18 protein-coding genes are annotated in these 19,373 nt (G+C 73.6%); 4 read left to right on the forward strand and 14 right to left on the reverse strand.

Annotation, left to right across the window (positions count from 1 at the left end):
- Nucleotides 1-9 precede the first annotated feature (9 nt).
- From ABD198_RS18375 to ABD198_RS18410, 8 genes are all read right to left on the reverse strand, one after another.
- Nucleotides 10-606, reverse strand: a complete 597-nt coding sequence (locus ABD198_RS18375) for a BlaI/MecI/CopY family transcriptional regulator (RefSeq protein WP_425580505.1) — start codon at nucleotides 604-606, stop codon at nucleotides 10-12.
- Nucleotides 607-830: 224 nt separating this feature from the next.
- Complete coding sequence (locus ABD198_RS18380; protein WP_344002737.1) at nucleotides 831-1,025, reverse strand: hypothetical protein; 195 nt, start codon at nucleotides 1,023-1,025, stop codon at nucleotides 831-833.
- A gap of 110 nt (nucleotides 1,026-1,135) precedes the next feature.
- Nucleotides 1,136-1,924, reverse strand: coding sequence for a hypothetical protein (locus ABD198_RS18385; RefSeq protein WP_344002823.1), 789 nt, complete (start codon nucleotides 1,922-1,924; stop codon nucleotides 1,136-1,138).
- A 636-nt stretch (nucleotides 1,925-2,560) separates the two neighbouring features.
- Complete coding sequence (locus ABD198_RS18390) at nucleotides 2,561-3,358, reverse strand: type III pantothenate kinase (protein WP_344002740.1); 798 nt, start codon at nucleotides 3,356-3,358, stop codon at nucleotides 2,561-2,563.
- Between the two features lie 4 nt (nucleotides 3,359-3,362).
- The gene (gene nadC / locus ABD198_RS18395; RefSeq protein ID WP_344002742.1) at nucleotides 3,363-4,337 is read right to left on the reverse strand and encodes a carboxylating nicotinate-nucleotide diphosphorylase; all 975 of its coding nucleotides are present in this window, start codon (nucleotides 4,335-4,337) and stop codon (nucleotides 3,363-3,365) included.
- Nucleotides 4,338-4,342: 5 nt separating this feature from the next.
- Nucleotides 4,343-6,046, reverse strand: a complete 1,704-nt coding sequence (locus tag ABD198_RS18400) for an L-aspartate oxidase (RefSeq protein ID WP_344002745.1) — start codon at nucleotides 6,044-6,046, stop codon at nucleotides 4,343-4,345.
- Nucleotides 6,043-7,059, reverse strand: a complete 1,017-nt coding sequence (gene panC, locus ABD198_RS18405) for a pantoate--beta-alanine ligase (RefSeq protein ID WP_344002748.1) — start codon at nucleotides 7,057-7,059, stop codon at nucleotides 6,043-6,045. Before panC ends, ABD198_RS18400 begins: the two co-directional genes overlap by 4 nt.
- Nucleotides 7,056-7,988 (reverse strand): Rossmann-like and DUF2520 domain-containing protein, encoded by a 933-nt coding sequence (locus tag ABD198_RS18410; RefSeq protein WP_344002751.1) that lies wholly within the window; start codon nucleotides 7,986-7,988, stop codon nucleotides 7,056-7,058. Before ABD198_RS18410 ends, panC begins: the two co-directional genes overlap by 4 nt.
- 147 nt (nucleotides 7,989-8,135) lie before the next feature.
- On the opposite strand from ABD198_RS18410, the gene ABD198_RS18415 reads away from it, so the two are divergent.
- Complete coding sequence (locus tag ABD198_RS18415; protein ID WP_344002754.1) at nucleotides 8,136-9,509, forward strand: threonine aldolase family protein; 1,374 nt, start codon at nucleotides 8,136-8,138, stop codon at nucleotides 9,507-9,509.
- 8 nt (nucleotides 9,510-9,517) lie between these two features.
- Here the strand turns inward: ABD198_RS18415 and ABD198_RS18420 are convergent, their stop codons facing one another.
- The 3 genes from ABD198_RS18420 to ABD198_RS18430 form a co-directional block, all read right to left on the reverse strand.
- On the reverse strand, nucleotides 9,518-10,150 hold the full coding sequence (locus ABD198_RS18420) for an AAA family ATPase (RefSeq protein ID WP_344002756.1): 633 nt from the start codon (nucleotides 10,148-10,150) through the stop codon (nucleotides 9,518-9,520).
- 41 nt (nucleotides 10,151-10,191) lie between these two features.
- Nucleotides 10,192-10,863 (reverse strand): response regulator transcription factor, encoded by a 672-nt coding sequence (locus tag ABD198_RS18425; RefSeq protein WP_344002758.1) that lies wholly within the window; start codon nucleotides 10,861-10,863, stop codon nucleotides 10,192-10,194.
- Nucleotides 10,864-10,927: 64 nt separating this feature from the next.
- The gene (locus tag ABD198_RS18430) at nucleotides 10,928-12,130 is read right to left on the reverse strand and encodes a sensor histidine kinase (protein WP_344002761.1); all 1,203 of its coding nucleotides are present in this window, start codon (nucleotides 12,128-12,130) and stop codon (nucleotides 10,928-10,930) included.
- A gap of 130 nt (nucleotides 12,131-12,260) precedes the next feature.
- On the opposite strand from ABD198_RS18430, the gene ABD198_RS18435 reads away from it, so the two are divergent.
- On the forward strand, nucleotides 12,261-13,349 hold the full coding sequence (locus ABD198_RS18435) for an SAM-dependent methyltransferase (RefSeq protein ID WP_344002764.1): 1,089 nt from the start codon (nucleotides 12,261-12,263) through the stop codon (nucleotides 13,347-13,349).
- A gap of 71 nt (nucleotides 13,350-13,420) precedes the next feature.
- On the opposite strand, the gene ABD198_RS18440 is transcribed toward ABD198_RS18435, so the two are convergent.
- Nucleotides 13,421-14,572, reverse strand: a complete 1,152-nt coding sequence (locus ABD198_RS18440; protein ID WP_167993460.1) for an NADH-quinone oxidoreductase subunit D — start codon at nucleotides 14,570-14,572, stop codon at nucleotides 13,421-13,423.
- 31 nt (nucleotides 14,573-14,603) lie between these two features.
- Here ABD198_RS18440 and ABD198_RS18445 point away from each other — a divergent pair, with 31 nt between their 5' ends.
- Nucleotides 14,604-15,101, forward strand: a complete 498-nt coding sequence (locus ABD198_RS18445) for a PH domain-containing protein (RefSeq protein WP_344002768.1) — start codon at nucleotides 14,604-14,606, stop codon at nucleotides 15,099-15,101.
- A gap of 47 nt (nucleotides 15,102-15,148) precedes the next feature.
- Nucleotides 15,149-16,492 (forward strand): PH domain-containing protein, encoded by a 1,344-nt coding sequence (locus ABD198_RS18450; protein WP_344002826.1) that lies wholly within the window; start codon nucleotides 15,149-15,151, stop codon nucleotides 16,490-16,492.
- Nucleotides 16,493-16,773: 281 nt separating this feature from the next.
- On the opposite strand, the gene ABD198_RS18455 is transcribed toward ABD198_RS18450, so the two are convergent.
- Both ABD198_RS18455 and ABD198_RS18460 read right to left on the reverse strand, forming a co-directional pair.
- Nucleotides 16,774-17,946: a hypothetical protein gene (locus tag ABD198_RS18455; RefSeq protein ID WP_344002770.1), complete on the reverse strand. Its 1,173-nt coding sequence runs from the start codon at nucleotides 17,944-17,946 to the stop codon at nucleotides 16,774-16,776.
- Nucleotides 17,947-18,071: 125 nt separating this feature from the next.
- Entirely contained in the window at nucleotides 18,072-19,199 is a 1,128-nt protein-coding gene (locus tag ABD198_RS18460; protein ID WP_344002772.1) for an alpha/beta hydrolase, read from the reverse strand.
- Between the last annotated feature and the right edge of the window lie 174 nt (nucleotides 19,200-19,373).

The following is a 19,373-nucleotide window of genomic DNA, read 5'->3' on the forward strand; positions in this document are numbered from 1 at the left end:
GAGCGGACGCTATCGTCCGGGGCGGTCCTCTGCGGAGCCGGGGTTCTCGCCGCGGGGGTTCCCGTTCCCGGACGGAAGGTTCTCGGACGGAAGGTTCTCGGACGGGGCGTTCTGTGTGCCGGGCTTCTCGGCGGCGTCGTTCTCGACGGCGTCGTTCTCGACGGCGGGGTTCTCGGTGTCCGGCATCTCGGACGCCGCGTTCCCGGTCCCGGCGTTCTCGGTGGCCGCCTTCCCGGCCTCGGGGTTCTCCGGGCGGGGGTTCTCGGCGGGTTCCGTTGTTTCCGGAAGCTGGACGATGCGTATGGCATCTGTCAGGGCCTTGCGCTGTTCGTCGCTCATCATGCCGAAGAAGGCGACGAGGGCCGCAGCGGGGTTGTCGCTCTGCGACCAGGCGTCGTTCATCAGTGCGGCCGCGTAGGCGGCGCGAGTGGAGACCGCCTCATATCGATAGGCCCGGCCTTCCGCCTCGCGGCGCACCCAGCCCTTCTGATGAAGATTGTCCAAAACGGTCATCACCGTGGTGTAGGCGATGGAGCGTTCCTTCTGGAGATCTTCCAGGACTTCTCGAACGGTCACCGGGCGGTTCCACTTCCACACCCGCGTCATGACCGCGTCTTCGAGTTCTCCCAATGGGCGAGGCACACCTCGAACAATAGTGGGAGATCCCCGCGGTGGCGTGCGCAACGTGGACAAAAGGGGCGTACGGGTGGGCACGGGGTGGGGTGACCGCGGGTCTGCGGGTGCGACTGCGGGTCTGCGGGTCCGTGCGGGCCGTACACCCCGTGGGCGTGGGTGTCAGCCGGTGTGAGCCGGTGGGTGCGTGCCGGTGGTCAGGTGGTGCTCTGGGTGCCCTCGGCGGTGGGGCCGGACTGCTTGGCGGCCTCCGCGCGGGCGAGGGCCGCGTCGACGGCGGCGTCCTCCTTGGCCTTGTTGGCGCCACCCTGGGTCTTGATGATCACTCGGATCACGCCGATGAAGAGTGCGGCCATGACGGCCGGGGGCAGCAGGGCGGAGACGTAGTCCATGGGTCCAGAGTAGCCAGCGGGAGGCTGCGATCTACCGGGGGCCGGGAGGCCGGGGCCGGGAGGCCGGGGCCGGGAGGCCGGGGGCCCGGGGCGGCGGCGGGTGGTCGGGGTCAGCCGGCGGCGAGCTGCTGGTCCGGGGGCGGGGGCGGCGGGGTGGGCTTGCGCCGGGGGAAGACCTCGCCGGGTGTGGGGACCGGGCGGTTGCGCCTGGGGGTGGCGCCGGGGCCTCCGGGGGAGGCGGGGGTGGCCGGCTTCGGCTGGGTCTTGGGCTGCTGGGGCTGGGACGGGGTGGGCTTGCGGGTGGGCTGCTCGGGCTGCCCGTCGCCCTGGGCGGCAGCGGAGGCGGACCGGCCGCCGGGGAGGGCGAGGAGGTGGGCGGCGGTGGTGCGGGGGCGGATGCGGGTGCGCGTGCGCTTGCGGGACGCGGGGATCGCCGGGGTTGCTGGAGCTGCCGGGGTGGCCGGGGCCGTCTCGGTCGTCGTCGCCGGAGTGGTCTCCTCCGCGGGGGCGGCGGGGGCGGGGACTGACCGGGAGGCGAGGCGGGAGCGGACGTCCTGCTCGGCGAGGTGCTGGCAGCGGTGCAGGAGGATGGCCGCGGTGGGGTTGCCGCGCAGGGCGCGGAGGGCGGCGAGGTCCTCGGGGACGGGGCGGTATCCGGCGCCCAGCGCCTCCTCCAGGAGCGTGAGGTAGCCGGCCGCGGTGCCGGGGAGGGCGGCGCGGTAGCGGCCGAGGTCGGCCACGAGGAAGGCACGCAGCCGGGCACTCTCCCGCGTGGCCTCGTCGAGCGAGTCGGCGAGGCGGAGGCAGTCCTGGACGTCCTCGGCCGAGGCGGAGGTGGGGTGAAGGGCGAGGGCGAGGGCGCGGCGGAGCACACGCAGCTCCTCCACACCGAACGCCATGCCGCCGCGGGATCCGTATGGCGTGGGCATGCGGCGACGATACGCGCTAATCAGACAAACACGGTGATAGGCGCCACGCGTGGCGCCCGCTGCCACTCGCCTGGCCGGTGCGGCCGAGTGGGGGTGCGCGTGGCCATGCCTGCGGCGCAACTGCGGCTCCGGTGGGGGTACGCGTAGCGCCCACGCCGGGTGGGTGAGTCGGGGCCGGGCCGGTGGTATCCGTCCTCGGTCTGGCGCGAAATAGGTCTCTCACCGGAGTACGGGCGCGGACGCGCCAGCCGCTGCGGGCGGACACCACCACCCCGACCCCTCCCCGCCGCGCGCGACTGCGGCAACGCCCAAGACCGGTGCCCTGCTGATCGCCGTGCGCGGCTACCCCGCCTCGCCGCGGGCAGCCGTGCCTCCCCAGCTGCGGGCAGCGCAGCCTCGTCACTGCCGGCATTCGTGCCGCTGGGGCGATGGGGGTCCCCCCGCTCGAGGGAAGTCGAGCGTGGGGGAGGGTGGGCGATGGGGGTGCCCCCGCTCGAGCGCAGCCGAGAGTGGGGGAGGCACCCCTGCAGCGGGGCCAGCGCTACCCACCCCCGGCCGGCGCCCGCACCGGGTGCGCTTCAGTGAACGGGGGAGGTGTGGACGGCGTCAGAGGCGGGAGGCGTTGCGTTCGTAGACGAGGCGGAGGCCGATGAGGGTGAGCCAGGGCTCGTGTTCGTCGATGACGGAGGATTCGCCGAGGACCATGGGGGCCAGGCCGCCCGTGGCGATGACGGTGACGTCGTCGGGGTCGTCCGCCAGCTCACGGGCCATGCGGTTGACCACACCGTCCACCTGGCCGGCGAAGCCGTAGATGATGCCCGACTGCATGGCCTCGACCGTGTTCTTGCCGATGACGGACCGGGGACGGGCCACTTCGATCTTGCGCAGCTGGGCCCCGCGGACGCCCAGGGCTTCGACGGAGATCTCGATGCCGGGCGCGATGACACCGCCGACGTACTCGCCGCGCGCGCTCACCGCGTCGAAGGTGGTGGCCGTGCCGAAGTCGACGACGATGGCCGGGCCGCCGTAGAGGTCGACGGCGGCGACCGCGTTGATGATCCGGTCCGCGCCGACCTCCTTGGGGTTGTCGGTGAGGATCGGCACGCCGGTCTTGACGCCGGGCTCGACGAGGACGGCAGGGACGTCGCCGTAGTAGCGGCGGGTGACCTCGCGCAGTTCGTGCAGCACGGACGGGACCGTCGCGCAGATGGCGATGCCGTCGATGCCGTCGCCCAGCTCCTCGCCGAGCAGCGGGTGCATGCCCATCAGGCCCTGGAGGAGGACGGCCATTTCGTCGGCCGTGCGGCGCGCGTCCGTGGAGATGCGCCAGTGCTCGACGATGTCGTCGCCGTCGAAGAGGCCCAGGACCGTGTGCGTGTTGCCTACGTCGATCGTCAGCAGCATGGGTCTATTCCGCCGCTCGCAGGTCGAGGCCGATGTCCAGGATGGGAGAGCTGTGGGTGAGGGCGCCCACGGCGAGGTAGTCGACGCCGGTGTCGGCGTACGCCTTGGCGTTGTCGAGGGTGAGGCGGCCGGACGCCTCGAGGGCCGCGCGGCCCTTGACCAGGGCGACGGCCTCCTCGCACTCGCCGGGCGTGAAGTTGTCCAGCAGGATCAGGTCGGCGCCCGCGTCCAGCACCTCGCGGAGCTGGTGCAGGGTGTCGACCTCGACCTCGATGGGGACGTCCGGGAAGCGTTCGCGGACCGCCTGGAAGGCCTGGGCGACGCCGCCCGCGGCGATGACGTGGTTGTCCTTGACCAGGGCCGCGTCGGAGAGGGACATGCGGTGGTTGACGCCGCCGCCGCAGCGCACCGCGTACTTCTCCAGGCTGCGCAGTCCGGGGGTGGTCTTGCGGGTGTCGCGGACCTTGGCGCGGGTGCCCTCGAGGGCGTCGGCCCAGGCGCGGGTGGCGGTGGCGATGCCGGAGAGGCGGCACAGGATGTTGAGGGCGCCGCGTTCGGCGGTGAGCAGGTCGCGGGTGCGGGTGGTGACGGAGAGGAGCACCTGGCCGGGTTCCACGCGGTCGCCGTCCTCGGCGTGCCGCTCGACCTCGAACTCCTCGGTGCAGACGACGGAGAGGACCGCCTCGGCGACGCGCAGGCCGGCGACCACGCCCGCCTCGCGGGCGGTGAAGTCGGCGGTGGCGACCGCGTCCTCGGGGATGGTGGCGACGGTGGTGACGTCCTCACCGTCGGCCAGGTCCTCCTGGATGGCCACGTTGGCGATGTCCTCGACCTCCACGGGGTCCAGGCCCGCGTCGGCCAGCAGCTGGGCGAGTGCGGGGTCGAGGCCGCACTCGAGGTAGGTCTCCTCGCCGGCCCCGCAGCCGCAGCCGTCGCCGCAGCCACCGGAGGGGACGAGGGGGAGGTCGGGGGTGGTCACGGTGTTCACTGCTCCTGGGTGGCGTGGCGGGTCGGGGGGAAGTCTGTGCCGTCGGTGGTGTGTGTCGCCAGCGTCCGGTCCGGATCGAGCCGTACGACGATGTGGCGGCGCCAGGCGGTGTCGTCGCGCCCGGGGTGGTCCTCGCGCCAGTGGCAGCCGCGGGTCTCCTTGCGCAGCCGGGCGGCGGCGACCAGGACGCGGGCCACGCACAGCAGGTTGGTGGCCTCCCAGGTGTCGACGCCCGGTTCGGCGGTCTTGCCGTGCTCGGCGAGGGCGTCGCGGGCCTCGGCGTGCAGGCGTTCCAGCTGGTCGGCTGCGGCGGCGAGGGAGGCCTCGGAGCGCAGCACGCCGGCTCCCCGGGTCATGATCCGCTGGATGGCGAAGCGGGCCTCCGGCGGGAGCAGGGGGTGCGCGGGGCGCTCGGACTGGGGCAGGGGGTGCGGGTCGCGCGCCTGGAGGGGGCTGCGGGCGATGTCGGCGGCGATGCGCTCGGCGTAGACCAGGCCCTCCAGGAGCGAGTTGGAGGCGAGCCGGTTGGCGCCGTGCACGCCGGTGCAGGCGACCTCCCCGCACGCGTACAGGCCGGGGACGGTGGTGCGGCCGTGGGAGTCGGTGCGCACGCCGCCGGAGGCGTAGTGGGCGGCCGGGGCGACCGGGATGGGCTCGGTGACCGGGTCGATGCCGTGGGCGCGGCAGGCGGCGAGGATCGTCGGGAAGCGGTGCTCCCACATCTCGGCGCCGAAGTGGCGGGCGTCGAGGTACATGTGCTCGGCGTCCAGCTCCTGCATGCGGCGCATGATGCCCTTGGCGACGATGTCGCGCGGGGCCAGCTCGCCCAGTTCGTGCCGGCCGGTCATGAAGCGCACGCCGTCGGCGTCCACCAGGTGCGCGCCCTCGCCGCGCACGGCCTCGGAGACCAGCGGCTGCTGCCCCTCGGCGTCGGGGCCGAGGAAGAGGACGGTGGGGTGGAACTGGACGAACTCCAGGTCGCTGACCTCCGCGCCGGCGCGCAGCGCGAGGGCCACGCCGTCGCCGGTGGAGACGGAGGGGTTGGTGGTGGCGCTGAACACCTGGCCCATGCCGCCGGTCGCCAGGACCACGGCGGGGGCGTGCACCGCGCCGACGCCGTCGTGCTGGCCCTCCCCCATGACGTGCAGGGTCACGCCCGCGGTGCGGCCCTCGGCGTCGGTGAGGAGGTCCAGGACGAGGGCGTTCTCGATGGTGCGCACCCCGCGGGCGCGCACCGCCTCGACCAGGGCGCGGGAGATCTCCGCGCCGGTGGCGTCGCCGCCGGCGTGGGCGATGCGGCGCCGGTGGTGGCCGCCCTCGCGGGTGAGCGCCAGGTTGCCGTCGGCGGACTCGTCGAACTGGGCGCCGGTGGCGATCAGCCGCCGTACCGCGTCGGGGCCCTCGGTGACCAGGATGCGCACCGCCTCCTCGTCGCACAGGCCGGCGCCGGCGACCAGGGTGTCGTCCAGGTGCTGCCCGGGGGTGTCGCCCTCGCCGAGGGCCGCGGCGATGCCGCCCTGGGCCCAGCGGGTGGAGCCGTCGTCGAGGCGGGCCTTGGTGACGACGACCGTGGTCAGACCCGCCGCCTCGCAGCGCAGGGCCGCGGTGAGACCGGCCACGCCGGAGCCGACGACCACCACGTCCGCCGGGATCGACCACCCTGGAGCGGGCGCGTGCAGTCGTATGCCTGTGCTGGTCACGAGGCGTCTCCGAACGTTCCGAAGGTCAGCGGGATGTTGTCGATCAGGCGGGTCGAGCCCACCCGGCCGGCGACGGCCAGCACGGCCTCACCGGTGAAGTCGTCGCCGATCTCCGTGAAGTCGGCGGGGTCGACCAGGGCCAGGTAGTCCAGCTCCAGCGGCGGGTCGAGCCGGGCCGCCTCGTCGAGGACCTGGCGGGCGGCGGCGCGGATCGCGGCGGGCCCGCCGGATGCCGTCGCGACGGCGTGCGCGTCGGCGGCCGCGCGGGACTCCCCTATGGCGCTGAGCGCCTCGGCCCGCGCCCGGCTGGAGGGCACCTCGCGGGCCCGGGCGCGCAGCGCCTCCAGCGCGATGTGCCGGTCGCGGCCGGCGAACAGGGCCCGGGACAGGGCGAGGGCGGTGTGCCGCTCCTGGGGCGAGAGGTAGCGGTTGCGGCTGGACAGGGCCAGGCCGTCCTCCTCGCGGACGGTGGGGACGGCGACGATGTCCACGCCGAAGTTCAGATCGCGCACCATGCGCCGGATCAGGGCCAGCTGCTGGGCGTCCTTCTGGCCGAAGAACGCCACGTCGGGGCGGGTCAGATGGAGCAGCTTGGCGACGACGGTGAGCATCCCGTCGAAGTGGCCGGGGCGTGCGGCGCCCTCCAGCCGCTCCCCCATGGCCCCGGCGCGCAGGGTGACCTCCGGCCTGCCGCCCGGGTACATCTCCTCGACGGACGGTGCGAAGACGATGTCGGCGCCCGCCTGCTCGGCGGTCTTCAGGTCGGCGTCCAGGGTGCGCGGGTAGCGGTCCAGGTCCTCGCCCTCGCCGAACTGCAGCGGGTTGACGAAGACGGTGACCGTCACGAAGCCCTCGCGGCCGACGTGCTCGCGCGCGGCGCGGATCAGCGTGGCGTGGCCCTCGTGCAGCGCGCCCATGGTCATCACCACGGCGGTGCGGCCGGGGACCGCGTGCCGGTCGAGGGCGCGGTGGAGGTCCGCCGCGGTGGGGGCCAGTGCGAAGGTGCGGCTCATCGGTCTTCCCCGTTCTCGGGTGCGGCCCCGCCGTCGGCGAGCACACCCAGCAGGTCCTCGGCGAGTTCTGGCTTGAGCAGGCCGTGGGCGAGGGCCCGGTCGGCCGTGGCGCGGGCCATCGCCAGATACCCGGCGACGGTGGCGGGAGCGTGGCGGCGCAGCTCGGTGATGTGCGCGGCCACGGTGCCCGCGTCGCCGCGCGCGACGGGCCCGGTCAGCGCGGCGTCGCCGGAGCGCAGGGCGTTGTCCAGGGCGGCGCCGAGCAGCGGGCCGAGCATCCGGTCGGGGGCGCCGACGCCCGCCGTGCGCAGCAGCTCCATGGACTGGGCGACGAGGGTGACCAGGTGGTTGGCGCCCAGGGCGAGGGCCGCGTGGTAGAGGGGGCGGTTCTCCTCGGCGATCCACTCCGGTTCACCGCCCATCTCGATCACCAGGGCCTCGGCGGCCAGCCGCAGCTCCTCGGGCGCGGTGACGCCGAACGAGCAGCCGGCGAGCCGCTGCACGTCGACGGGGGTGCCGGTGAAGGTCATCGCCGGGTGCAGGGCGAGCGGCAGCGCACCGGCGCGCAGGGCGGGGTCGAGCACCTTGGTGCCGTACCGCCCGGAGGTGTGCACCAGCAGCTGGCCCGGCCGCACCGCGCCGGTGTCGGCGAGCCCGGAGACCAGCTCGGGCAGGGCGTCGTCGGGGACGGTCAGCAGCACCAGCTCGGCCCGCTGCAGCACCTCGGCGGGCGGCACCACCGGCACCTCGGGGAGCATCTGCTCGGCGCGCCGGCGGGAGGCGTCGGACACGGCGGAGACGGCCACCGGGCGGTGCCCGGCGAGCTGCAGGGACGCGGCCAGGGCGGGGCCCACGCGTCCGGCGCCTACGACGCCTACGGTGAGCCGCGCGGGGCGGTCCCGGGGATCCGGCTGTGGGGTTGTGTTCACGCGACGGCGGCCTTCCCGTTCCAGTCCGCTCGGGGTACCGGACGATTTCTCGTCATGCTAACGCGAGGGGTCCCGCGAGCGGCCGGCTGTCCACAGGCTGTGGGTTTCCGCTGCCCCCGTGCAGCGGCGCGCGGGATGATCGCGGGCATGAGCGATACGGCGGGACGGACGGAAGAGACGGAAGAGAGCGCGCGGGCGGAGGCGGACCGGGAGGGAACAGGCCGGGAGGGGGCGTCGCCGCGGGAGCGGAGGGCGCGGCTGCGGGAGCGGCGGCTGGCGGCCCACCGGTCGGCGCGGCGGGTGCTCTCCCGCCCGGTGTCGGCAGCATCCCTGCGGGAGCGGCTCGCGCTGCTCGACGCGGCGGGCGGCCTGTACGACCTCGACGAACCGGGTGACCTGTACGGCGACGGCGTGGTGGAGGCGCTGGAGGAGCGGACCGCGGCCCTGCTCGGCCTGGAGGCCGCCGCGTTCTTCCCCACCGGCACGATGGCCCAGCAGGTCGCGCTGCGCTGCTGGGCGGGCCGTACCGGCAGCCCCGTGGTCGCACTGCACGCGCTCGGCCATCCCGAGATGCATGAGCGGCACGCCTTCAGCCAGGTCAGCGGGCTGCGCCCGGTGCATCTGACCGACGCGCCCCGGCAGCCCACCGCCGAGGAGGTACGGGACCTGGACGAGCCGTTCGGCACGCTGATGCTGGAACTGCCGCTGCGCGAGGCGGGGTTCGTGCTGCCGGAGTGGGAGGAGCTGACCGAGGTCGTCGAGGCGGCACGGGAGCGGGACGCGGTGGTCCACTTCGACGGGGCCCGCATCTGGGAGTCCACGGTCCGCCTCGGCCGCCCGCTGGAGGAGATCGCGGGCCTCGCGGACAGCGTCTATGTGTCGTTCTACAAGTCCCTCAAGGGGTACGGCGGCGCCGCGCTGGCCGGTCCGCGCACGCTCGTGGAGGAGGCGAAGGCCTGGCGGCACCGGTACGGCGGCTCGGTGTTCCAGCAGTTCCCGACCGTGCTGTCGGCGCTGGTGGGTCTGGAGCACGAGCTGCCCCGGCTGCCCGAGTACGTGGCCCATGCGCGTCTGGTGGCCGCAGCGCTGCGGGAGGGGTTCGCGGCGGCCGGGGCGCCCTGGGCACGGGTGCACCCGGAGGTGCCGCACACCCACGAGTTCCAGGTGTGGCTGGCCCACGACGCCGACGCCGCCACCGAGGCCGCCGTCCGGCAGGCCGAGGAGACGGGCGTGGAGCTGTTCTTCCGGCCCTGGCAGCCGGCCGGACCCGGGCTCGCCGTCACCGAGGTCGGCGTGGACGCGGCCGGACTGGAGTGGACGGCGGAGGAGGTGACCGAGGCGGTCGGCGCGTTCTGCTCCCGGCTCGGCGGGGCCGCGGGCGGCCGGCAGCGGTGGGCGGGGGTGCAGCCGGCGGGCCAGGGCAGCCCGGATGCGCCCCTTGGCCGGGCGGCCGGCGAGGACGGGGGTCCTGCGCTGAGGCACGCGGAACGCGGCTCAGCGGCTCAGCCGAAGCGGATGTGACCTGCGGCTCAGTCGAAGCGGATGTGCCGGAGGCCGACGCGTGCCTGCTGCAACTTGGTGCGCAGCGGGCCCCCGTGATGGGGGCGCAGCTTCAGCCCGGCCAGGACGGCGATGCGGTCCGCGGTCTTCGGGATGCTGGTGCGGTCCGTCCACAGGTGCTCGGCGAACTCCGGCTGGGCCAGCCGTTCCAGGCAGTGGTCGAGCTGCCGGACCGCCCAGCTCTCCCCGCGCCGTGCCGCGCTTTGGCCGGTGAGGCGGCGCAGTACGGCCACGATGTGGCGCTCGCGCAGCCGCCGCAGCACGGTCTCGCGCTCGGCGAGCAGGGTGAAGTGGCGGACGTCGTGGCCGAGTTCGCGCAGCCGGCCCACGGTCTCGGCGAAGTAGTCGCTGTCGGTGACGGTCATGGGGGCGATCACCACGCCCTCGTGCTTGGTGAGGACCAGATCGAGCACCTCGACGACGCCCTGCCGCCAGGAGGCCAACTCCTGGAAGTCACCCCGCAGTTCGGGCGGCAGCATGCGTTGCAGGCCGAAGCCGGCGTGCTCCGGGTCGCAGATCACGCTGCCCGGCAGGCGGCGCTGTATCTCGTGTGCGGTCTGTGTCTTGCCGCCCCCGAAGGGGCCGTTGATCCACAGCAGCATGCGCGGCACCCTACCGGTGTGCGGGGCCCCGGTGCGGCGGGTCAGCCGAGTCCGCCCGCCCGCACCAGACCCGTCTCGTAGGCGAGGACGACGACCTGCACGCGGTCGCGCAGCCCCAGCTTGGTGAGGATGCGGCCCACATGGGTCTTCACGGTCGCCTCGGAGAGCACCAGCCGGGCCGCGATCTCACCGTTGGACAGGCCCTGGGCGACCAGGATCATCACCTCGCGCTCCCGCTCGGTGAGCCGGGACAGCTCCTTGTGCTCGGGCTGCTTGGTGCCGCTGGGCAGCATCGGCGCGAAGCGGTCCAGGAGCCGGCGGGTGGTGGACGGGGCCACCACGGCGTCACCGCTGTGCACCGCCCGGATCGCGCTGAGCAGCTCGCCGGGCGGCACGTCCTTGAGCATGAAGCCGGAGGCGCCCGCCTTCAGCCCGGAGAAGGCGTACTCGTCGAGGTCGAAGGTGGTCAGGATCAGCACCTTCGGCGGGTCGGTGTCCTGGCAGATCCGCCGGGTGGCCTCCACGCCGTCCAGCTTGGGCATGCGGACGTCCATCAGGACGACGTCGACGGGGGTGGAGCGCAGCAGCTGCAGGGCCTCGACGCCGTCGCCCGCCTCCGCCACGACCTCCATGTCCGGCTGGGCGGCCAGCACCATCCGGAACCCGGTGCGCAGCAGCACCTGGTCGTCGACGAGCATCACGCGAATCGTCATCGGGGCCTCTTCCGTCGTTGCGCGGGGCAGCTCTTACAGGTGTCAACACGGGGCATTGCGGACCTCAGGACGCGGGTTTGAGCGGCAGCAGCGCGCTGATGCGGAATCCTCCGCCGGGGCGGGGACCGGCGTCCAGGGTGCCGCCGACCATGCCGACCCGTTCCCGCATGCCGATCAGACCGTGGCCCTGGCCGTCCAGGCCGCCCTCCTCGTACAGCTCGTGCGGGGCGCCCTTGCCGTCGTCCTCCACCAGCAGGCCGAGCCCGTCGTCGAAGTAGACCAGCCGCACACTGGCGCCCGCGTTGGGCCCGCCGTGCTTGCGGGTGTTGGTCAGCGCCTCCTGCACGATGCGGTACGCGGTGAGCTCGACGCCGCTGGGCAGCGGGCGCGGGGTGCCCTCGATCTTGAAGTCGACGGGCAGCCCGGCCTCCCGGCACTGCTCCACCAGCTCCTCGATCTGCTGCACATCGGGCTGCGGGACGTACTCCCCCGTCTCCTGGTGCTCGCCGGTGCGCAGCACACCCAGCAGGCGGCGCATCTCGGCGAGGGCCTGGCGGCCGGTGGAGGAGATGGTCTCCAGCGCCTTCTTCGCCTGGTCGGGGGCGGTGTCGAGCACATAGGCGGCGCCGTCGGCCTGCACCACCATCACCGAGACGTTGTGCGCCACGACGTCGTGCAGCTCGCGTGCGATACGGGCGCGTTCGGCGGCGACCGCGACCTTCGCCTGTGCCTCGCGCTCCTTCTCCAGCCGTGCCGCACGCTCCTCCAGCTGCGCGAAGTAGGCGCGCCGGGTGCGGATGGAGTCGCCGAGCACCCAGGCGAGGGCGAAGGGCACGGTCTGGAATATCGCCATGGCGATGTTGCCCGCCGTGCTCGCGTTCTCGTCGGGCCAGCGCAGCTGCGCCAGGGGCGCGGCGCACAGCCCCGCCGTGAGCGCGAAGCGGGAGGCCCAGCGGGCGCCGGTCGCCGCGACCGTGTAGACGATCACCAGCATGGCGAAGTTCGCGGGCAGCGTCGCCACGTCGGCGACCAGCTGCAGCACGCCGGTGGCCGCGGCGAGGATCAGCATGCGCTCCGGCATCCGGCGGCGCAGCGCCACGACCAGGGACAGCAGCAGCACCACCGGCAGGATCAGCGCGAGCTGATCGGTGCCCCGACCGGCCTCCGGGGATGCCGCGCCGAGCACCGAGATCCCGAACAGGACGACGGCCCAGAAGCCGTCGACCCAAGCCGGGTGCCTGCGGAGGAAGTCATAGAGGCGCTGCACGTAACCCAGCGTAGGGAAGCGAAATGCGTGCAGGGGTCAACCGATGGGCCGATCCCCGGTCGGCGCGCGTACTCCGCAAGGTGGAGGCCCGGAACATCTGTGCAGCCAGGACCGCGCTTAACCTGGGCCGGTGACAGCAGGGACGGCGGACGGCGACCGGCGCGAACCGGACGGCACCGAGCGGGGCTGGCGGGCAGCCGCCCAGGAGGCGCTGTACGGGCCCGAGGGGTTCTACCGCAGGCCCGAGGGGCCCGCCGGGCACTTCCGCACCTCGGTGCACGCCTCCCCGCTCTTCGCCGGGGCCGTGGCCCGGCTGCTGTGCCGGGTGGACGAGGCGCTCGGCCGGCCCCCGGTGCTCGACTTCGTGGACATGGCGGCCGGACGGGGCGAGCTGGTCACCGGGGTGCTCGCCGCGCTGCCCGAGGCGACGGCCACCCGCACGCGCGCCTGCGCCGTGGAGCTGGCGGACCGGCCCGGCGGACTCGGTCCCCGCGTCGAGTGGCGCGCCGAGCCGCCGGAGCGGATCACCGGGCTGCTGTTCGCCAACGAATGGCTGGACAACGTGCCCGTGGAGGTCGCCGAGACCGACTCCGCGGGCACGGCGCGGCGGGTGCTGGTGCGGGCGGACGGGACGGAGCGGCTCGGAGAGCCGGTCGGCGGGGACGAGGCCGCCTGGCTGGCGCGGTGGTGGCCGCTGGGCGGCGAGGAGGGGCTGCGCGCGGAGATCGGTCTCGACCGGGACCGCGCCTGGGCGTCGGCCGTCGCGGCGGTGGAGCGCGGGGTGGCGGTCGCGGTGGACTACGGGCACCTGGCGCAGGCACGGCCGCCGTTCGGGACGCTCACCGGCTTCCGGGACGGGCGGGAGACGCTGCCCGTGCCGGACGGCTCCTGCGACATCACCGCACATGTCGCCGTGGACGCGTGTGCGGCGGCCCCCGGGCTGCCTGGTGCGCGGCTGCTCACCCAGCGGGATGCGCTGCGTGCCCTGGGCGTGACCGGCGCCCGCCCGCCGCTCGCGCTGGCCTCGACGGACCCGGCCGCCTACGTACGGGCCCTCGCGGGCGCCGGGGAGGCGGCCGAGCTCACGGCGGAGGGCGGGCTCGGGGACTTCTGGTGGGTGGTGCAGGTGGTGGGGATGGCGGAGGGGTTCGATGTGTTCGGGAGTGTTCCGGATGGTTTCGGGGACCTCCCAGAGGGGTTCGGGAGCGGTGAGCGGTAGGCCGCGTGCCGGGTGCCCGCAGTCGTTCTGTCGTTCTGCTTGTCGGTGTCTCCCGTTCGAACCACTTGGGGCTACTTGTCGATGTCGCCCACCACGAAGAACATCGAGCCCAGGATCGCCACCATGTCGGCCACCAGCGTGCCCGGCAGCAGCTCGGTCAGGGCCTGGATGTTGTTGTACGACGCCGAGCGCAGCTTGAGCCGGTACGGCGTCTTGTCGCCCTTGCTGACCAGGTAGTAGCCGTTGATGCCGAGCGGGTTCTCGGTCCAGGCGTAGGTGTGGCCCTCGGGGGCCTTGAGGACCTTGGGGAGCCGCTGGTTGACCGGGCCGGGCGGCAGCTCGGCGAGCCGGTCCAGGCAGGCGTCGGCGAGGTCCAGGGAGTTGTGGGTCTGCTCCAGCAGGCACTCGAAGCGGGCCAGGCAGTCGCCCTCCTCGCGGGTCACCACCTTCAGCACGTCGCCCAGCTCGCCGTAGGCGAGATACGGCTCGTCGCGGCGCAGGTCGAAGTCGACGCCGGAGGCGCGGGCGATCGGACCGCTCACCCCGTAGGCGTGCACGGTCTCCGGGGAGAGCACCCCGACGCCGCGGGTGCGGCCGCGGAAGATCTCGTTGCCCAGCACCAGGTCGTCGAAGCGGTCCATGCGGGAGCGCACATCGGCGACGGCGGCCCGGGCGCGCCGCGTCCAGCCCGCCGGGAGGTCCTCCTTGAGGCCGCCGACGCGGTTGAACATGTAGTGCATGCGCCCGCCGGAGACCTCCTCCATGACGTGCTGCAGCTCCTCGCGCTCCCGGAACGCGTAGAAGATCGGGGTGATGCCGCCGAGCTCCAGCGGATAGGAGCCGAGGAACATCAGGTGGTTGAGCACCCGGTTCAGCTCGGCTAGCAGCGTGCGCAGCCACACCGCGCGCTCGGGCACCTCCATGCCGAGCATCCGCTCCACGCCGAGCACCACGCCCAGCTCGTTGGAGAACGCCGACAGCCAGTCGTGCCGGTTGGCCAGCATGATGATCTGGCGGTAGTCGCGGGCCTCGAACAGTTTCTCCGCGCCGCGGTGCATATAGCCGATCACCGGCTCCGCGCGGGAGATGCGCTCGCCGTCCAGGACCAGCCTCAGCCGCAGCACGCCGTGCGTGGACGGGTGCTGCGGGCCGATGTTGAGCACCATGTCGGTGCTCTCCGCCGCGCCGCCGATACCGACCATGGTCTCCGTCGTAGGAGTCATGGACACAGTCTCTCCTACGTACGCTGGCGGCATGGAGACGGGGAGCCCGCACATCACGACCGAGGAAGAGCCCGAGTGGATCGCGCTGCCGCCCGGGCTGCTGAAGATGCGGCGGTTGCTGCTGGTGGTGTGGCTGGGGCTGCTGACACTGGCCACCGGCCTGGTGCCGGGGCTGCTGGCGGGGCCCGGCTGGGCGGCCTTCGCGGTGCTGCCGCTGGCGCTGATGATCTGGGGCTGGGGCATGCTGGAGCGCAACTGGCGCTCCTGGCGGTACGCCGAGCGCGCCGACGACCTGCTGATCAGCCGGGGTGTGCTGTGGCGTGAGCAGACGGTGGTGCCGTACGGGCGGATGCAGCTGGTGGAGGTGACCTCCGGGCCGGTGGAGCGGCACTTCGGGCTGGCGAGCGTGCAGTTGCATACGGCGGCTGCGGCGACCGATGCGACGATTCCGGGGCTCGATCCGGCCGAGGCGGAGCGGCTGCGCGACCGGCTCACCGAGCTGGGCGAGGCCCGATCGGCGGGGCTGTGACGGGCCCGGACGCCCGCGAGAACGTGGGCGAAGGCGTGGGTCAGGGCGTGGGCGAGGACGCGGGTCGGAGCGTGCGCGAGGGCGTACGCGAGGGGCGTCCTGTGATCGAGCGGCGGCTGCATCCGGTCACGCCGCTGCGGCGGGCGTGGGCGCCGGTGGCCGTGCTGATCGGGTGGGCGGTGCACGATCCGGACCAGGCGCAGCGGCAGCTGAGCCGGCTGACCACGACGACGCTGCTGATCGCGCTCGCGGTGCTGCTTCCGGCCGCGGCGCTGTACGGGTTTCTGAGCTGGTGGTTCACGCATTTCGCGGTGACGGACACCGAGTTGCGGGTGCGGACGGGGCTGCTGTTCCGGCGCACGGCGCACATCCGGCTGGAGCGGATCCAGGCGATCGACGTGACCCAGCCGCTGCTGGCGCGGGTCGCCGGGGTGGCGAAGCTGAAGCTGGATGTGATCGGGACCGACAAGAAGGACGAGCTCGCCTTCCTCGGGGCGGAGGAGGCGCGGGCGCTGCGGGCGGAGCTGCTGGCGCGGGCGGCCGGGTTCGCGCCGGAGACTGCCCACGAGGTGGGCGAGGCGCCGGCCCGTGAGCTGCTGCGGGTCCCTCCGGGGGCGCTGGCGGTGTCGCTGGTGCTGACCGGGGCGACGTGGGGGTGGCTGGTCGTCGCCTCGGTGGCGATACCGCTGCTGTGGATCGCCACCCACAGCCTGTGGACGGTGCTGGCGGCCGGGGTGCCGATGCTGGGTGCGGCCGGGGCGAGCAGTGTGGGGCGGTTCGTGACCGAGTACGACTGGACGGTCGGGGAGTCGCCCGACGGGCTGCGGATCGATCACGGACTGCTGGACCGGGCGCACGAGACGGTGCCGCCGGGGCGGGTGCAGACGGTGCGGATCGTGGAGCCCTGGCTGTGGCGGCGGCGGGGGTGGGTGCGGGTCGAGCTGGACGTGGCCGGGTCGTCGAACTCGCTGCTGGTGCCGGTCGCTCCGCGGGAGCTGGCGGAGGCGGTGATCGCGCGGGTGCTGCCCGGGGTGCGGGTGCCGGCGGCGTCGGAGCTGGCGGGGGCGCCGCGGCGGGCGCGGTGGTGCGTGCCGGTGTGGTGGCGGGGGTACGGGCTGGTGGTGACGGAGGCGGTGTTCGCTGCGCGGCAGGGGTTGCTGCGGCGGAGCCTTGCCTTGGTGCCGCATGCCAAGGTGCAGAGCGTGCGGTTGACGCAGGGGCCCTGGGAGCGGGCTCGGGGGGTTGCGGATGTGCACGTCGACAATGGCGCGAATCGATCGGTCACCGCGCGTCTGCGGGACGCGGAGGAGGCCGCGGCGCTTCTCCGTTCCCAGGCGGAACGCTCCCGCACGGGCCGCCGAGACGCCCGCCCGGACCGCTGGATGACGTGACTGCGGCTGGGTGGGGGTTCGCGTCTGACGCCTGCGGCGCAACTGCGGCTCCGGTGGGGGTGCGCGTAGCGCCCACTCTGGGTGGGTGCCGCGCGCGAGTGCGGCCGCCCAAGGCCGGTGCCCTGCTGACGCCGCAGGCGGCTGTCCCCCTCGCTGCGGCCAGCCGCGTCCCCAACCTCACGAGGCAATACAGCTAGCGCAACCCACCCCCGGCCGGCACCCACGCCGGGTGCCCGAAGCGAGTTGCACAGCTCACCCTCAAACGAGAAGTGACCCGGGGTTCAGGAGACCGCGCTGCGGAGGCCCTGGACGTTGATTTGTTCCGTTTCGTCGTGGGCCGTGAGGTCGATGACCTGGCTGACCGCCCGCGACTCCTTGCCCGCCGGCTTGAACTCCGCCTCCGCCTCCGCCTTGTGCAGCGCAAGCGCCTCCTCACCGACCACATCGGCAAGATCCTCGTTCTGCACAGCCTCCAGCGCGGCCCGCTCCACACCCTTCTTCTTCGTACCGAAGAAGTCGAAGCCCCCCTCCGGCGCCGACCGGCGCACCGGCGCCGTCTGCGGCACGACCGCGACAGCCGTGGGCACCGTGAAGTGACCGGCGGGCCGCCCGCCCTGCTGAGCCGGTACCGCCGGAGGCTGGGTGGCGGCCGCCCCCTCATGGCCGGCGACCGCCTCGGGCTTCCCCGCCGCCTCGTCCTCCGGCGGCGCGTCCTTCCTGGTGGGCTCGGGACCGTCGTCCTCGGGGCTGCCTCCGCCCTCGGCAGGCGCCTTCTCTGCCTTGGCCGCCGCGGACTTCTCGCCCGCCTTGGCGGGCTTGTCGTCGTCGTCCTTCTCGAGGCGCGCCAGGGCGGCGTCGGCGCGGAGGAAGAGCTGGGAGCCCTCGGGGGAGAAGACCGCGGGGATGTCGTCCCTGACCGGCTCCTCTGCGGCGGCGGGCTCGTCCTGTTCCGCGGCGGGGGCGTCCCCCGTGCCGACCGGCAACGCACGTGCGGGGGCCGCGGCCTCTATCTCCAGCACCCGGCGCTGCTCCAGGACGCTCGCCCGGTCCGCCTCCGCCGTGGCGTAGCGGCGCAGCAGGGCCGCGTGCTCGTTGCGCAGCCCGGCCAGCTCCGCCCGCTTGGCCCGCAGCCGCTGCTCCAGCTTCTGGCGCAGCTCGCGCGACTCGTCGAGGTCGGCCTCCAGTTCGGCGACCCGCTCCTCGAAACGCCACTCGTCACTCGCCCGCGCACGCGTGAGGTCGGCGACGCGTTTGCCCGCCTGGATGTCCCAGCGCCGCATCACGACCGCGCCGGTCACCGCCGTGGCCGCCGCGGCCGCGGACAGGATCCGTAGCACCGTCGTTTGCGTGAACACCCAGGGCCCCAGGGCACAGACGAGGGACACGCCTGCGATCGCCGACGGGGGCAGCATCCTGTGCAGAGGCGGGGAATGGCGGTGACGTCCACGTGGCATGGCCAGAAACTTACCGCGAGTAGGCGAATGATGGACCCCCGCCCCGTAAAAACAAAGCCATACCGACGCTTTCACAGCGCATCAGGGAACCCGGTTGAATCGTGAATTGACACCGGGCCCGTTCTTCAAGATCGTTTCGCTTCGGCGAGGCGGTTCCCGAGCCACTCCATGGCGGCCGGAATCTCCCGCCGCCAGGTGTTGAAGTTGTGGCCGCCGCTTTCCAGGATGATCGACGAGATGCGGGTGCGGCCGGTGGCCTTCACCTGCTCGATGAACTTCACCGTGTCCCGGTAGTTGGACTCGCCCTTCTTGCTGCTGCTGACGAGGAGTGCCGTGTCGGGGGCGGGCCGGTGTCCGATGTACCAGCGCAGGTCGGCCTCGTTGCGGAGTTCCTCGTCGCCCTGGAAGAGATCGCCGGTGGTGGGGTCGATCGGCGCCTTGTAGTACGCGGAGAGTCCGGCGCCGGCGCCGAAGACCCCGGGGTGGTGGATCGCCAGTTTGAGGGCGCAGTAACCGCCGGTGGAGTTGCCGACCACCCCCCAGGCGCCGCGCCCGTCCTTCACCCGGTAGTGGCCGCCGATCGTCTCGGGCAGGTCCTTCGCGAAGAAGGTCTCGGTCTGCGGCCCCTTCGGGACGTCCACGCATTCCGTGTCCCGGGGCGGCGCGACGGTCGGGCGCAGCATCACCAGGATCATCGGCGGCATTCTCCCTTCACGGGCCGCCTGGTGGACGGTGCGCGGATAGCGCAGCTTGTCGACGAGCGCCCGCGCGGTGCCCGGATATCCGGTGAGGACGACGGCCGCGGGGAAGTCACTGCCGCGGTGTTCGGCGCGGAAGTACTCCGGCGGCAGATACACGTAGGCGGGGGAGGCGATGCGGCTGGTGCGGCCCGAGATGCGGACCTCGTCGATGCGGCCGGTCTCCTCGGGGCGGGTGCCCGCAACTCCGGGCACCGGCCCGGTGTTCACGACCTTCAGCCCGGCGCCGCCCGCCGCGTGGTCGACGACGACGCCCTGGTCCTTCTGCCGGCCGAACAGGTCGGCCCAGCTCGCGTAGAAGCCGAACGCCTGATTGGCGGCGAGGCCCACCGCCGCGAAGACCGCCAGCTGGGTGGCGAGCAGCAGGCCCACCCGCCCGCAGACCGCCCGCCAGGTGCGCCGGGCCAGCCGTGGCCACAGCCACACCGTGCCGGTGAACAGCAAGGCCGCGGCGAGGGCGGTCGCCCACAGCAGCGTGTCGTTCGTCAGACCCATGGCGTGGTACCTGCCTGCGCTTTCCGCCCGGCGCCCGCCGCCCCTGCTCCGTCACAAGGGCGGCGCCGGGCTGTCGTTGGCCTGTTCGGCGGCTTTGGCGGGCGGAGTGAACCTCTCCTCCCGAGACACCGTCCTAGAGGGCGCAATGTCGCCGGATGCCCGATCGGCACCGGA

It is taken from the genome of Streptomyces thermocarboxydovorans, from assembly GCF_039524635.1.
GTDB classification, from domain to species: domain Bacteria; phylum Actinomycetota; class Actinomycetes; order Streptomycetales; family Streptomycetaceae; genus Streptomyces; species Streptomyces thermocarboxydovorans.

Excerpts from the sequence above, each read along its gene's own strand:
- ABD198_RS18375 (WP_425580505.1), bottom strand. The coding sequence starts at position 606 with ATGACGCGGGTGTGGAAGTGGAACCGCCCGGTGACCGTTCGAGAAGTC.
- ABD198_RS18380 (WP_344002737.1), bottom strand. The coding sequence starts at position 1,025 with ATGGACTACGTCTCCGCCCTGCTGCCCCCGGCCGTCATGGCCGCACTC.
- ABD198_RS18385 (WP_344002823.1), bottom strand. The coding sequence starts at position 1,924 with ATGGCGTTCGGTGTGGAGGAGCTGCGTGTGCTCCGCCGCGCCCTCGCC.
- ABD198_RS18390 (WP_344002740.1), bottom strand. The coding sequence starts at position 3,358 with ATGCTGCTGACGATCGACGTAGGCAACACGCACACGGTCCTGGGCCTC.
- panC (WP_344002748.1), bottom strand. The coding sequence starts at position 7,059 with ATGAGCCGCACCTTCGCACTGGCCCCCACCGCGGCGGACCTCCACCGC.
- ABD198_RS18415 (WP_344002754.1), top strand. The coding sequence starts at position 8,136 with ATGAGCGATACGGCGGGACGGACGGAAGAGACGGAAGAGAGCGCGCGG.
- ABD198_RS18420 (WP_344002756.1), bottom strand. The coding sequence starts at position 10,150 with ATGCTGCTGTGGATCAACGGCCCCTTCGGGGGCGGCAAGACACAGACC.
- ABD198_RS18425 (WP_344002758.1), bottom strand. The coding sequence starts at position 10,863 with ATGACGATTCGCGTGATGCTCGTCGACGACCAGGTGCTGCTGCGCACC.
- ABD198_RS18440 (WP_167993460.1), bottom strand. The coding sequence starts at position 14,572 with ATGACTCCTACGACGGAGACCATGGTCGGTATCGGCGGCGCGGCGGAG.
- ABD198_RS18445 (WP_344002768.1), top strand. The coding sequence starts at position 14,604 with ATGGAGACGGGGAGCCCGCACATCACGACCGAGGAAGAGCCCGAGTGG.
- ABD198_RS18455 (WP_344002770.1), bottom strand. The coding sequence starts at position 17,946 with ATGCCACGTGGACGTCACCGCCATTCCCCGCCTCTGCACAGGATGCTG.
- ABD198_RS18460 (WP_344002772.1), bottom strand. The coding sequence starts at position 19,199 with ATGGGTCTGACGAACGACACGCTGCTGTGGGCGACCGCCCTCGCCGCG.